The 12,997-nt window shown below is 58.0% G+C and carries 13 protein-coding genes; 5 read left to right on the plus strand and 8 right to left on the minus strand.

Features of this window, described 5'->3' with window-relative positions:
- Positions 1-2 precede the first annotated feature (2 nt).
- Positions 3-1,025 carry a zinc-binding alcohol dehydrogenase family protein gene (locus tag ABLV75_RS17210; RefSeq protein ID WP_004108516.1) on the minus strand — a complete coding sequence of 341 codons (1,023 nt, stop codon included), beginning with the start codon at positions 1,023-1,025 and terminating at the stop codon, positions 3-5.
- A gap of 139 nt (positions 1,026-1,164) precedes the next feature.
- Between ABLV75_RS17210 and ABLV75_RS17215 the strand changes: the two genes are divergently transcribed.
- Together ABLV75_RS17215 and ABLV75_RS17220 are read left to right on the plus strand one after the other, a co-directional pair.
- Complete coding sequence (locus ABLV75_RS17215) at positions 1,165-2,079, plus strand: GntR family transcriptional regulator (RefSeq protein ID WP_004108518.1); 915 nt, start codon at positions 1,165-1,167, stop codon at positions 2,077-2,079.
- Between the two features lie 178 nt (positions 2,080-2,257).
- A complete protein-coding gene (locus ABLV75_RS17220) occupies positions 2,258-3,619 on the plus strand; it encodes an MFS transporter (protein WP_004108520.1) in 1,362 nt (453 codons plus the stop codon).
- A gap of 3 nt (positions 3,620-3,622) precedes the next feature.
- Here ABLV75_RS17220 and ABLV75_RS17225 read toward each other — a convergent pair whose 3' ends face one another.
- Positions 3,623-4,459, minus strand: a complete 837-nt coding sequence (locus tag ABLV75_RS17225) for a GNAT family N-acetyltransferase (protein ID WP_004108522.1) — start codon at positions 4,457-4,459, stop codon at positions 3,623-3,625.
- Positions 4,460-4,491: 32 nt separating this feature from the next.
- On the opposite strand from ABLV75_RS17225, the gene ABLV75_RS17230 reads away from it, so the two are divergent.
- Positions 4,492-5,025 (plus strand): GNAT family N-acetyltransferase, encoded by a 534-nt coding sequence (locus ABLV75_RS17230; RefSeq protein WP_004108524.1) that lies wholly within the window; start codon positions 4,492-4,494, stop codon positions 5,023-5,025.
- 70 nt (positions 5,026-5,095) lie between these two features.
- Entirely contained in the window at positions 5,096-5,959 is an 864-nt protein-coding gene (locus tag ABLV75_RS17235) for a MurR/RpiR family transcriptional regulator (RefSeq protein WP_024273690.1), read from the plus strand.
- On the opposite strand, the gene ABLV75_RS17240 is transcribed toward ABLV75_RS17235, so the two are convergent.
- The 5 genes from ABLV75_RS17240 to ABLV75_RS17260 all read right to left on the minus strand — a co-directional run bounded on the left by ABLV75_RS17240 (position 5,956) and on the right by ABLV75_RS17260 (position 10,844).
- Positions 5,956-6,558 (minus strand): 2-dehydro-3-deoxy-6-phosphogalactonate aldolase, encoded by a 603-nt coding sequence (locus tag ABLV75_RS17240; protein ID WP_004108528.1) that lies wholly within the window; start codon positions 6,556-6,558, stop codon positions 5,956-5,958. The genes ABLV75_RS17235 and ABLV75_RS17240 overlap by 4 nt on opposite strands.
- The gene (locus ABLV75_RS17245; RefSeq protein WP_004108530.1) at positions 6,545-7,417 is read right to left on the minus strand and encodes a 2-dehydro-3-deoxygalactonokinase; all 873 of its coding nucleotides are present in this window, start codon (positions 7,415-7,417) and stop codon (positions 6,545-6,547) included. Before ABLV75_RS17245 ends, ABLV75_RS17240 begins: the two co-directional genes overlap by 14 nt.
- A complete protein-coding gene (locus tag ABLV75_RS17250; protein WP_004108532.1) occupies positions 7,414-8,898 on the minus strand; it encodes a sodium:solute symporter family protein in 1,485 nt (494 codons plus the stop codon). The genes ABLV75_RS17245 and ABLV75_RS17250 overlap by 4 nt, the downstream gene beginning before the upstream one ends.
- Positions 8,899-9,001: 103 nt before the next feature.
- Positions 9,002-9,394 (minus strand): RidA family protein, encoded by a 393-nt coding sequence (locus tag ABLV75_RS17255; RefSeq protein WP_004108533.1) that lies wholly within the window; start codon positions 9,392-9,394, stop codon positions 9,002-9,004.
- A 10-nt stretch (positions 9,395-9,404) separates the two neighbouring features.
- The gene (locus ABLV75_RS17260; RefSeq protein ID WP_004108536.1) at positions 9,405-10,844 is read right to left on the minus strand and encodes a D-aminoacylase; all 1,440 of its coding nucleotides are present in this window, start codon (positions 10,842-10,844) and stop codon (positions 9,405-9,407) included.
- 201 nt (positions 10,845-11,045) lie between these two features.
- On the opposite strand from ABLV75_RS17260, the gene ABLV75_RS17265 reads away from it, so the two are divergent.
- Positions 11,046-12,260, plus strand: a complete 1,215-nt coding sequence (locus ABLV75_RS17265) for an amino acid deaminase (RefSeq protein WP_004108538.1) — start codon at positions 11,046-11,048, stop codon at positions 12,258-12,260.
- Between the two features lie 118 nt (positions 12,261-12,378).
- Here ABLV75_RS17265 and hpaR read toward each other — a convergent pair whose 3' ends face one another.
- Positions 12,379-12,810, minus strand: coding sequence for a homoprotocatechuate degradation operon regulator HpaR (gene hpaR / locus ABLV75_RS17270; protein ID WP_004108539.1), 432 nt, complete (start codon positions 12,808-12,810; stop codon positions 12,379-12,381).
- Positions 12,811-12,997: the final 187 nt, after the last annotated feature.

Here is a 12,997-nt window from a genome sequence, read left to right on the forward strand (position 1 = left end):
TGCTAAAAATGAATGACGCCTTTAATAAGCTGGCGATTGTTAATCACTTCGCTTTCGTAAATCTCGGCCAGCGACCTGAAATCGTAACGGTGGGTCAGCATCATTCTGGCGGTCACTTTTCCCTCAGCCATTAGACGTCCGACTTTGGCGAAATCCTCTTCCGTCGCATTACGGCTGCCCATCATGGTTGTCTCTTTCTTATGAAACTCCGGGTCCGGGAACTGCAGTTCACCTTTAAACAGGCCAACAAAAATGATGCTGCCGCCGTGACGGATTAAATTCACCGTGTTGTTCATCGCCTGCTGATTCCCCGTGGCATCGATCACCTTCTGCGCCAGCGAACCACCAAACATGTCACACAGCTGCTCGGTGAATTGCGGGTCAGAAGGGTCGAGCGTGGCCAGACCAAGGTGCTGCGCCACATGGTCGCGCCGCGCCGGGCTGGTATCCGCCACCACCACCTGCGCCCCGTCGGCTTTAGCGATAGCCGCCGCCCCGAGACCAATGGGTCCCGCACCGACCACCAGCACCTGCTCTCCCGGCTGGATAGCGGCGCGACGCACCGCGTGGGCGCTGATGGCGAAAGGCTCAATCAGCGCTGCGGCTTCCGGCTCGACGTCATCCACCACCAGCAGATTTTTTACCGGCACGCAGAGGTACTCGCTAAACCCGCCGTCCCGATGCACGCCGATCACCGAAATTTTCTCGCAGCAATTAGTCCTGCCGCTCAAACAGGCCGGACACTGACGGCAGGCAACGTAAGGTATGACGACTACCTGCTGTCCGCTTTTCAAGTTAAGAATATTTTTACCGAGACCGATAATCTCGCCGCATATTTCATGTCCGAGCACGCGTGGATAACTAAAAAAAGGTTGATTCCCTCCCCAGGCGTGAATATCCGTACCACAAATCCCCACCTTTTTTATTTTAATGAGCACTTCATCATCACCGGGAATGGGAATCTGGCGTTTTTCCCAGCGCAATATTTTAGGTTCCTGACAAACTAATGTATTCATCGACGTCATAATAATTGCCTCCGTATTTGTTGGCTTAGATATCGATGAAAAACAGAGGTGAGAATAAATTCATTGCAAAAATTGTGAAATCTCACGCACAAAACTGTTTTAAATCCGGCTTTAATAGCTAAAAAAATGGAGATGTATAATGAGCCGCTCGCAAAACCTTCGTCACAACGTCATTAACCAGGTCATTAACGATATGGCGCGCGGCTTTCTTCCGTCGCCGCTGCCCTCACAAAGTGCGCTGGCGGAGATGTACAACATCAGCCGCACCACCGTGCGCCATATCCTCAGCCACCTGTGCGAGCGGGGCGTATTGCGTCAGAACGCTCGGGATTATCAGATCCTTCGCCAGCCGGAGATGCAGGACGGCTTCGATGGCTCCAGCGCCTCGCTGGCCGAGCAGAACCGTCTCTTTGAGCAGGCGTTTTTCACCATGATTAACCAGCGCCAGCTGCGCGCCGGAGAGATGTTTTCCGAGCTGCAGCTGGCGCGTGCTGCCGGCGTCAGTCCGGTCGTAGTGAGGGAATTTCTGTTGAAATTCAGCCGCTACAACCTGATTGAAAGCGAAAAGCGCGGCCAGTGGAACATGAAGAAATTTGAGCAATCCTGGGCTGAGCAGCTGTTCGAGCTGCGGGAAATGCTGGAAACCCACGCGCTTCAGCATTTTCTCAATCTCCCGGACAACGACGCCCGCTGGCTGCAGGCGAAAACTCTGCTTGAGCGCCATCGCGCACTGCGTGACAGCATCGGCGACAGCTTTCGTATGTTTTCCCAGCTCGATCGCGACTTTCACTCGCTGCTCCTGTCCGCGGCTGAGAATATATTTTTCAATCAATCGCTTGAGATTATTTCCGTGATTTTCCACTTTCACTATCAGTGGGATGAGAGTGACCTTAAACAGCGTAATATCATCGCCATTGATGAACATATGACCATCCTGAGCGCGCTTATCTGCCGCAGCGATCTGGACGCCAATCTGGCGCTGCGTAACCACCTGAACTCGGCGAAGCAATCGATGATTAACTCGCTCAGGCAGAGCGAATCCCTGGCTCATTAAGTACCGATTAAAAACAGAAAATGATTATCAGCAGCACAGTTCTCAAAACATAATCCAGTGCCAGAAAAAAGGTTATTTATGCTGAAAACAAGTCGACTTACTTTACTGTGAAATAGGTGGGTGGGTTTAAACCATTCGATGTCACTTGTCGTTCAAATAGAATAACCAGGAGTCAGGCGTGGAATCACGAAATATAACTATCGACCCGCAGACAACCTTTGATAAAGGAAAGGCGGAGACTGCCAGCGTTCCGTTAAATAATACGTTAACGCGCAGCGCGCGCATTAAAAAAATTCAGACAACGGCAATGATCCTGTTATTTCTGGCGGCGGTGATTAACTACCTCGACAGAAGTTCATTGTCCGTCGCGAACTTAACGATTCGCGAAGAGCTGGGGCTCAGCGCCACCGAAATCGGCGCATTGCTGTCCGTTTTCTCGTTGGCCTACGGCATCGCCCAGCTCCCCTGCGGGCCGCTGCTGGACCGTAAAGGCCCGCGCATCATGCTGGGGCTGGGCATGTTTTTCTGGTCGCTGTTCCAGGCGGTCTCCGGGATGGTGCATAGCTTTACCCAGTTCGTGCTGGTGCGTATCGGCATGGGGATCGGCGAAGCGCCGATGAACCCGTGCGGCGTCAAGGTGATCAACGACTGGTTTAATATTAAAGAGCGCGGCCGCCCGATGGGCTTCTTTAACGCCGCCTCGACGATTGGCGTCGCGATCAGCCCGCCGATCCTTGCCGCGATGATGCTGATGATGGGCTGGCGCTGGATGTTCATTACCATCGGCGTGCTGGGGATCTTCGTCGCTATCGGCTGGTATATGCTCTATCGCAACCGGGAGGATGTCCCCCTCACCGCCGATGAGCAGGCCTACCTTAATGCCGGAAGCGTCAACGTTCGCCGCGACCCGCTGAGCTTTGCCGAATGGCGCAGCCTGTTTAAAAACAAAACCATGTGGGGAATGATGCTGGGCTTCAGCGGCATCAACTATACCGCCTGGCTGTATCTGGCCTGGCTGCCGGGCTACCTGCAAACGGCGTATAACCTCGATCTGAAAAGTACCGGGTTTATGGCCGCCATTCCTTTTCTGTTCGGCGCCGCCGGTATGCTCATCAACGGTTACGTTACCGACTGGCTGGTTAAAGGCGGCATGGCGCCGATCAAAAGCCGTAAAATTTGTATTATTGCCGGGATGTTCTGCTCCGCCGCGTTTACGCTGATCGTGCCGCATGCCACCACCTCTATCGCTGCGGTGCTGTTAATCGGCATGGCGCTGTTCTGCATCCACTTTGCCGGTACTTCCTGCTGGGGATTGATTCACGTCGCGGTGGCATCAAGAATGACCGCGTCCGTCGGCAGCATCCAGAACTTCGCCAGCTTTATCTGCGCCTCCTTCGCGCCGGTAGTGACCGGGTTTATTGTCGATACCACCCACTCATTCCAGCTGGCGCTGGTGATCTGCGGCTGCGTCACCGCCCTCGGCGCGCTGGCCTATATCTTCCTGGTCCGTCAGCCGATTAGCGACCCGCGTAACGGCTGAATCTTAACGCCCTGCTGATGGCAGGGCGCTCAGCGTTGCGCTCATTTCATACTGTTTTAATACCCCAGGCGTATAGCCGGCGGTCTGGAACAGGGGCGTAAAGCGTTCCGGGATGGTCACCGAGGTCCCGAGCCCTGGAAACTGTCGGGCAAGCGCCATCAGCATTTCCCGCCCTAGCCCGCGCCCGCGTGCGGCGGGCTCGACCCATAAAAACTGCAGCTGCGGCCTGCTGGATAAGGTCGCCAGCACGGCGAAAGCCTGCTGATGGAGGCTCAGCGCCCGGCACGGCAGGGTGCTGAAGGTGAGCGGGTCCATCAGCCACGGCAGCTGGCCATTAAGCTCGGCGCCGGCCCTGCGCGTCAGCGCCAGCACGTCATACTCCTGCAATACGGATGACTCCTCGCTCGCGGTCTGCGCGCTCAGATAGCCGCACAGCCCGTGCCGCACCTCGAAGCCCAGCGAGTGATACAGCGCTACCGCCGCGTGGTTATCGCGAATAACCTCCAGCCACATCCGCCGTACGCCCTGCTCGCGCAATGCATCCAGCAGCGACCCCATCAGCCGGCGTCCGACGCCCTTTCCGCGATACGCGGGTCGCATCGCAAATGCCGCCAGCCTGGCTTCATCGCCGCGCCGGGCGACAACGGCCATCGCCGCAGGGACATCACCATCCAGCCAGACGCAGGAATCCAGCAGGCTCAGCCCTTCGGCGCTAAAACGCTGGACAAAAACCTCTACCGACAGCGTGACGGGAACCAGGTAATCTTCGAAACAGTCGCAAAGGATCGTCGTCAGCTGCGCGACGCTAAACTGAGTGGCGGAAACGGCGGTAAGCTCCATACATTTCTCCCGGAGGCTGCTATGCTGAGGTGATGAAAACTAACACTATAACCGCCGCCGCGACGTTACGCCTGACTGAGGAGAGAGACATCCCTCTTCTGCCCGCCATTGAGCGCTCGGCGGCCCAGGCTTTTCGCCAGATTCCGGCGCTGGCCTGGCTGGCGGAAAGCGAAGTGATAAGCCCCGAGCGCCACCGGCTGTTCCTTGAAACTGACCACAGCCTGCTGGCCGTGGCCGATGACCAACCGATAGGCTTCCTGCTGAGCGAACCGCTGGATGATGCGCTGTTTATCGTCGAGATCGCCGTTCATCAGGCATGGCAGGGGCGAGGCATTGGCCGCATGATGCTGGAGCAGGTCATTGAGACAGCCCGCCAGGCGGCTTATCCGGCGGTCACGCTCACCACCTTCCGCGATGTGCCCTGGAACGCACCGTTTTACACGCGACTGGGGTTTTCAATGTTAAGTGAGCGAAGACTACCGGAGGGACTGGCGGCAAAAAGGGAGCTGGAAACGGAACACGGTCTGCCGCCGGAGACGCGCTGCGCCATGCGCCTAACGCTGTAGCCTCCGGCGCTGATTTCAGCGGCGGAATATGGTACAAAGTATCATTGATAACTTACCTGTTGATACCCGTATGTCCTGGTCAATCGATATCATTTCCTGCATAACCGATCGCTTTGTGGAACTCACGGCGACCGAAAAGCGCATCGCGCAGTTCATTCTCGATGATGTCGCGGCGGCGGCGGAGCTGCCCATCGCGGAGATGGCGCGTCTGACCCACACCAGCCAGGCCTCCGTTACCCGCTTTGCCCGGGCGCTCGGCTGTAAAGACGTCCGCGAGCTGAAGATGAGGCTCGCGCAATCTCTGGCGGTCGGACAGCGATTTATCCTCGATGTCCCGGACCTTGAGGGCGTACAGGGGATCTACGAGTCGATCATCGGCGTGCTGGAAACCAACCGCCGGGCGCTGGACATTGAAGCGCTGAAGCGTGCGGTGAGCTGGCTGAGCGACGCGCGGCAGATCCTGGCGCTCGGGATGGGCGGCGGCTCTACCATCTGCGCTCAGGAGATCCAGTATCGCCTGTTTCGCCTCGGCCTCCCGGTTGTCAGCCAGAACGACGGTCTGCTGGTGCGCATGATGAGCTCGGCGGTGACGCCAAAGGATGTGGTTATCGTGCTGTCGTTGGGCGGCTATACCCAGGAAATCATCGAGAGCGCGGCGATTGCCAGGCAGTACGGCGCAAAGGTCATTGCCATCACCCCCGGCGGAACGCCGCTGGCGGAGCAGGCGGATCTGGTGCTGCCGCTGCTGGTGCGCGAAAACGACTACATTTTCAAGCCCAGCACTTCACGCTATGCGATGCTGGCGATGGTTGACGTGCTGGCCACCGAACTGGCGATGGCCAATAAAACTCAGGCAAAAGGCAGACTGCGCCGGATTAAGCTGGCGCTCGACAGCCACCGCGGCGGCGTCGATCGCCAGCCGCTGGGCGATTAACCGCAGCGGGCGGCGGCGATAAACCTCTCCGCCTGCTGACGGGTACGTTCCACGGCCTGCCCGGCGCGATACAGATCGCTTCCCAGGCCAGCGCCGGCGCACCCGGCCTCAACCCAGCTTGCCAGATTCTCCGGCGTCACGCCGCCGACCGCCAGCACCGGCACCTCCGACGGCAGCACCGCTTTCAGCGCCCGAATGTAGTCCGGGCCAAAAGTGGAAGACGGGAAAATTTTCAACCACTGCGCCCCGGCATCCAGCGCGTTAAACGCCTCGGTCGCGGTGGCGCACCCGGCGCAAACCCGCATTCCGCGCGCCACCGCCCGGCGGATCGTCGTCGGCTCAGTATTCGGCGTCACGATAAGCTTCGCTCCGGCATCGGCCAGAAAATCGACCTGTTCCACCTTAAGTACCGTTCCCGCGCCAATCACCGCCTGCTCGCCAAAGCGCGCGACCATCTGCGGAATACTCTGCTGCCAGTCCGGCGAATTGAGCGGAATTTCGATATAGCGAAATCCTGCCTCTATCAGCGTCTCAATATGCTCCGCTGCCTCAGCGGGGCGAATACCGCGTAAAATCGCCACCAGTTTAATCTTGTCCATGCATTATCCTCGCCATGCCGCTCAGCAGCGCCTCATCGCCGCTGCAGCTGTTAACCGTCATTCCGCGCGCCTTCATCGCCCGACTGTAGCGGGCATTCAGCGCCGGGTCGCCAACCAGCGTGACGCCAGAGGTACGGTAACGCTGCCCCAGGGTCGCCACTTCCGCGCCAATCAGCAGCCCGGAGAGATAGTCGCTGACCGAGGTCGCGGCCAGGCCTCCCAGCACCCGGGCGGCCCTGGCGACAAACAGTTCGCTAATCAGCGACGGCTGCGCCAGTCCTTTTTCCAGCCCCCGTTCAAACGCCGTCTCGTCCGGCTGCTGGACCGGCAGCCCTTTGCCGATCAGCGATTGCGTCATCAGCAGATGATGCAGTTCACCGGTCATCGCCGTGGCAAAATGACGCACCGCGCCGTTCGCCACCTGTACCCATTTGCAGTGGGTGCCCGGCAGCACGTAACACTCCGCCGGCGCCAGCTGCCAGGCCCCCAGCAGCTGCGTCTCTTCGCCGCGCATCACGTTGAAATCCCCGTCCTGTTCAATCTTGAGGCCGGGAATAATCCACACGCCTTCAGCAACGGCGCATAGCTGCTGCCCTGGCGCGTCGATCGCTGCCGGACAGTCCAGATACGGCACCGCTTGCCAGCCCGCATCGCTGCCGATCATCCCGGCCATCAGCACCGGCAGCGCCTCCGCGCCGCGCCAGGGGGCCAAATGCTCCGCGAATACGTCGGCAGGCGCTCGTCCGTTCAGGCGGGTGATACCCAGCGGCAGCTGCTTTGTTTCGACGCACTGGCCATTACGAATCAGCCAGCCGCGCAGCTGGGTAGAGCCCCAGTCGACGGCAATATAGTCCTTCATTGTGCTTCTCCTGAGACCTGCACCGTCGTCTTCGCCGGCATCGCCTGCCCTTCACGCTCCTGCGTGATCATTTCCAGCGCCTGCTCACGGCTAACTTTGCTGGCTGGCGTCAAGAGGGTGACAAAAATCGCGAAAACAAAGCTGCCGACGACCGACGGAATGCACGGGTTCCCCCAGTAAGCCAGCCAGTCGGCTTTCATCAGAACCACAAGAGAAACCAGCATGCCGCTCAGCAGCGCGGTAAACGCGCCCTGCCAGTTGAAGCGCAGCCAGAAGCGGCCGAGAATCGAACAGACGAACAGACCGGACATCAGCATGGAGATCATTTTGGTGATATAGCTGATGATATCGTTCGAGGTCAGGGCGAAGATCATCGCCAGGCCGATAACGAACGCCAGCATCCAGCGGGAGAGCGTTATCGCTTTATCCGCCGGGGGCATTTTCCCGGTGATGAGGGTATAAACATCACGCATCATGATGGCCACGGCGGCTATCGCGTCAGAACTGGCCGAGGACATGGTGGCCGAAAGCCCGGCAATCAGCACCACCAGCCCGAGGATGGCCGGTAAGAAGCTGGTGGCGAACAGGAAGGCGTAATTACTGTTCTCGAGATTGGGGTTCATGGTCCATGCCGCCATGCCGATAATCGCCGGCAGCACCGAGAAAAACAGATACAGCACGCCGGTATAGACAAACGAGCGGCGCACCGAAGAGACATCTTTCCCCGAGTAAATACGCTGGCGATAGGAAGGGGTCGCCAGCACGCCGACGCCGATGACCATCGCCAGCGATAGCGCCGGAATGACCCCCAGTTTATCGACCGCAAACAGGCTCATCGCCTTGGGATCCATCGCCTGGACGATGGCATCCCATCCCCCGACGTGAACCACCGCCAGAATCGCCATCAGGATAAAACCGAAAAACAGAATTAATGCCTGAATGGTATCCGTCCACACCACCGCAGAATAACCGCCGATGATGACGTAAATCGCAAAGGCCAGAGCGATAATAATTTTCGCTAGCGTCAGATTTATTCCCGTCGCCCAGGATAAATACATGCTGCCGCCAAGAATATGCGCCCCCAGCCAGCCAATAGAGGCCACAAATATCATTATGCCGACGATATTTTTAATTAAATGACTACCGCCGGTATAATAAGAGAGCTCTTCGCTCATGGTCATAAAGCGCAGCTTGCGCACCGGGGCGAACAGCCAGGCCACCAGCAAAATACCGATGGCCCCGCCCACGCCGTACAGCATCCCGGCCCAGCCGTTGCTGTAGCCGAAGCCAACAGCGCCCATGCTTGAACCGGTGCCCACCATGGTCGCCACGGTAGAGCCCAGGGTCAGAAACAGCGGTAAGGAACGGCCACCGAGTAAAAAATCTTCTCCGCTTTTTTGATTACGCGACACGTACCAGCCAAGCCAAATCATGGCCAGCGCGTAAATAATAAAGCCGACTAAAAAGATATGACTATTCATAATTCACATCCTGCCAGTTGAGTAGGTAAAAGGTAAAAGGCTACGAAGCGCTGAATGAATTCAGCGCTCAAAAATCCTGTTTATATTTCTGGTTAATAAATTTTTATACGCGAGCCGCGTTATAACAGGTCACATCCACTTCAACTTTACAATCCACTACCAGGTCCGCTACGCAGCAGATACGGGCAGGCGGATTGTCGCCAAAGAACTCGCGGAATACTTTATTGAAAGACTGAAAATAGCGCGCATCGGTGAGGATCACCTTGACGTGCACCACGTCGGCCAGGGTGTAGCCCGCTTCGGTCATGATATCCACACAGTTCTGAATCGCCAGACGCGCCTGGTCAACGATGCCCCCTTCCACCACTTCACCCTCCTTCATCGGCGTCTGGCCGGAAACGTACAGCCAGCCCCCCGCCTCCACCGCGCGCGCGAACGGCAGATGCTGCCCACCGGTCCCGGTACCGCCCTCAACGCCATAACGTTTAATGCTCATTTTTCTCTCCTTAGTTCATTCGGCGGCGCAGGAAACGCCCTGCGCGCCCGGTAATCTTTTTATCGCTGCCGTAGCTCATCACGCCGTTAACCATCACCGCCTCGATACCGTCCGCCGGTTGTTTCGGGTCGGAGAAGCTGGCGACATCGCGCACCGTCTGCGGATCAAACAGCACCAGATCGGCAAAATAGCCCACTTTCACCAGCCCACGCTCTGCCAGCTGGAAACGCGCCGCCGACAGACCGGTCATTTTGTGGATAGCGGTGGTCAGCGGAAACAGCCGTTCATCTCGGCAGTAGTGGCCCAGGACCCGCGGAAACGCGCCCCATAGCCGCGGGTGCGGCATCGGGTCGTTCGGCAGACCGTCTGAGCCGATCATGGTCACCGGATAACGCAGTACCCGCCGCACGTCCTGCTCGTCCATGTTGTAGTAGATGGCGCCTGCAGGCATCAGCCGCGCCGCCGCCTCGTGCAGGCTAACCTGCCAGCCGTCAGCAATCTGCTGCAGGGTTTTTCCGGCCTGCTCGGGCTGCGCCTCCGACCAGGTAATGACGATATCGAACTCATCGGTGACCTGCTTCATATCCAGCGTCGACGAGCTGGCAGAATAGGGGTAGCAGTCACAGGCGATCTCCTGGCGCTGGCGCATCTCATCGAAGAAAGCCAGCGTCTCCTTCGTGCGACCCCAGTTTTTCGCGCCGGCGCACTTATGGTGCGATACCACCACCGGTACGTTACCGTGGCGGCCAATGCGGAACGCCTCGTCGAGCGCCTCCAGAATCGGTTCGAACTCCGAACGCAGGTGGGTGGTATAAATTCCCCCTTCTGCCGCCAGCTCCTCGGCCAGCGCCATCACTTCTTCAGTGGTGGACTGAAACGCGCTGGCGTAGGCCAGCCCGCTACTCAGCCCCAGCGCGCCCTGACGCAGCGCGTCGCGCAGCTGCACCCGCATTCCGGCAATCTCGATCTCCGTCGCCGGGCGGAACAGATCGTCCATATGGTTATTACGCAGCGCGGTATGGCCAATCAGCGTGCCGACGTTTAATGACGGCTTCGCCGCCGCCACCGCGTGGGCATAAGCGTCAACAGTGGGATAAACAAAGTGCTCCGCCTCACCCAGAAGATTCATCGGGTCCGGTACGCCGTCGCGCATGGTCGCCGTCGCCGCGCTGATCCCGCAGTTGCCGACAATCACCGTCGTCACCCCCTGGCTCAGCTTCGGTAAATACTCCGGCATACGGATGACGTTGATATCATCATGGGTATGCACATCGATAAATCCGGGAGCCAGCACGCGCCCCTGCCCGTCAATCACCTGCTCCGCCGCCAGGTTCAGCGCCGGGGCCATATCCACAATTCGATCGCCCTTCACCGCCACGTCGCCGCGAAACTGTGGTCCGCCGCTGCCGTCAATGACCGTGACGTTTTTGAAAAGCCAGTTAACTTTCATCGCAATTACTCCCTTTCAACTCTGCCGACAAGTAAACCATTTACAAGGCGGAAAAACAGTGGAAAACTACGCAAAAACCAGATCAAATTGTGATACTTTTATTCACAAACGACATAAACAAATTATATATTCTATATATTTCAATTAATTAAATTTGATACTTAGCTTTAATCCGATCTTAAACCCTAAAAGGATAGTGTTATGAAATACCATTCCGATACGCTTATTCCGCACAAAGCCGCCATAATGTCCGCACCGGCCAATCTGCTGGCGGAGGAGGTTTGCCTTCCGGCCGCGCTGCTGAAAAAAACGGCGCTGGAAAATAACATCGCCTGGATGCAGCGTTACGCCGACGCGCGCGGCGTCTCGCTGGCCCCGCACGGTAAAACAACGATGACGCCGTGGATTTTTCAGGCGCAGCAGCGGGCGGGCGCATGGGGAATCGGCGTGGGCAGCGCCTGGCAGGCCAGCGCGGCGATGGCCAGCGGCGTTGAGCGCGTCCTGATGGTCAATCAGCTGGTCGGCAGGGCGAATATGCAGGCGGTATCGCGCCTGAAAGCGCATTACCGTACGGCGGAGTTTATCTGCTGCATCGATAGCCTTGCCAACGCCCGCGCGCTGTCGACTTTCTTCGACGAACGGCGGCAAACGCTGGACGTGCTGATTGAACTGGGCGTGGCCGGTGGGCGCTGCGGCTGCCGCAGCGTTGAGGATGCGCTGGCGCTGGCGCAGGCTGCGGCGGAACTTCCGGGCCTCAGGCTGCGCGGTCTCGAACTGTATGAAGGGGTGTTACACGGCGACGATCCGCAGCCGCAGGTGGAGGCTCTGCTGCGCCAGGCCGCCGGTTTGGCCTGCCGGATGGAACATCTGGTTGAGGGGGAGTTTGTGCTGACCGGAGCCGGTACCGTCTGGTACGACGTGGTGTGCAATATCTGGCTGGCGGCGAAGAAACCGGCGCGCTGCCGAATCGTTATCCGCCCCGGGTGCTATATCACCCACGACCGCGGGATCTACGATATCGCGCAGAAAGCACTGGTGGCCCGCGATCCGATCGCCTGCGATCTGGGCGGTGATTTAACCTCAGCGCTGGAGCTGATGGCGATGGTCCAGTCGGTGCCAGAAGCCGATCGCGCGGTGGTGAACTTCGGCAAGCGCGACTGCGCCTTTGACGCCGGCCTGCCGCAGCCTGTGGCCCGCTATCGCAACGGCGCGCAGCTATCCGCGGAGGGGATCGAGAGCGTGGGGATTATGGACCAGCACTGTATGCTGCGCCTCGCGCCCGGCAGCGACGTGCAGGTCGGCGATATTCTGGTGTTCGGTACCTCGCATCCGTGCCTGACGTTTGATAAATGGAAAACCCTGCTGCTGGTGGACGAGCAGTATAACGTGCTGGAAGAGCTCGATACCTTGTTCTGAAGGACGCTTTCTCCCGGAGGCGGCGCGCTGCGCCTGTCCGGGCTACCGTGCTGTGAACCCGTAGCCCGGACAGGTGCGCCAGCACCGCCTCCGGGATGTTTTTCGCGCGGACAATGTATTATTCCTCTCCCTGCGCTCCATTCCCCAGGGCGATAAACTCCTCCAGCAGCGCGGTAAGCTGACGCATTTTTTCGACGGTAAATTGGGCTTCGATCTGACGATAGGCCTCTTCCACCTGGGCCTGGGCGCTTTCATAAAGCGTCGAACCCGCCGGCGTCAGCGAAACGTAGAGCTTGCGCTGGTCATTTACCGGTTTTAAACGCAGCACCAGGCCGTCGCGTTCCATACGGGTCAGGATGCCGGTCAGGCTCGGACGTAAAATACAGGCGCGAAAGGCCAGATCGTGAAAATCCATCGACGGATGTTCGGCGAGGATACGCACGATACGCCACTGCTGCTCGGTCAGATTGTGGCGTTTAACGATGGGCCGAAAGTGGGCCATCGCCGCTTCCCGCGCCTGCAGCAGCGCGATAGTTAACGAATCATGCATCACATACCTCTGAAGTAAATCCCCAATCTGTTAATAAGTTAATAATTAGCGCTAATTCCCTCCGAAGGCAACCGGTTTCTGCCTCTGAAAAGTACCAGATGGTACAACTGCTTTTGTTATCTAATTGATTAATAATAATTAAAATACAAATCTGTAAATTTATTGTTAATCCGATCACAAAACATTC

The organism is Klebsiella sp. CN_Kp066, from assembly GCF_040065135.1.
In the GTDB taxonomy this organism is placed as follows: domain Bacteria; phylum Pseudomonadota; class Gammaproteobacteria; order Enterobacterales; family Enterobacteriaceae; genus Klebsiella; species Klebsiella oxytoca.

Coding starts and splice junctions, on each gene's coding strand:
- hpaR (WP_004108539.1), bottom strand. CDS start 12,810: ATGCATGATTCGTTAACTATCGCGCTGCTGCAGGCGCGGGAAGCGGCG.
- ABLV75_RS17230 (WP_004108524.1), top strand. CDS start 4,492: ATGAAAACTAACACTATAACCGCCGCCGCGACGTTACGCCTGACTGAG.
- ABLV75_RS17215 (WP_004108518.1), top strand. CDS start 1,165: ATGAGCCGCTCGCAAAACCTTCGTCACAACGTCATTAACCAGGTCATT.
- ABLV75_RS17245 (WP_004108530.1), bottom strand. CDS start 7,417: ATGAAGGACTATATTGCCGTCGACTGGGGCTCTACCCAGCTGCGCGGC.
- ABLV75_RS17265 (WP_004108538.1), top strand. CDS start 11,046: ATGAAATACCATTCCGATACGCTTATTCCGCACAAAGCCGCCATAATG.
- ABLV75_RS17210 (WP_004108516.1), bottom strand. CDS start 1,025: ATGACGTCGATGAATACATTAGTTTGTCAGGAACCTAAAATATTGCGC.
- ABLV75_RS17250 (WP_004108532.1), bottom strand. CDS start 8,898: ATGAATAGTCATATCTTTTTAGTCGGCTTTATTATTTACGCGCTGGCC.
- ABLV75_RS17260 (WP_004108536.1), bottom strand. CDS start 10,844: ATGAAAGTTAACTGGCTTTTCAAAAACGTCACGGTCATTGACGGCAGC.
- ABLV75_RS17235 (WP_024273690.1), top strand. CDS start 5,096: ATGTCCTGGTCAATCGATATCATTTCCTGCATAACCGATCGCTTTGTG.
- ABLV75_RS17255 (WP_004108533.1), bottom strand. CDS start 9,394: ATGAGCATTAAACGTTATGGCGTTGAGGGCGGTACCGGGACCGGTGGG.
- ABLV75_RS17240 (WP_004108528.1), bottom strand. CDS start 6,558: ATGGACAAGATTAAACTGGTGGCGATTTTACGCGGTATTCGCCCCGCT.
- ABLV75_RS17225 (WP_004108522.1), bottom strand. CDS start 4,459: ATGGAGCTTACCGCCGTTTCCGCCACTCAGTTTAGCGTCGCGCAGCTG.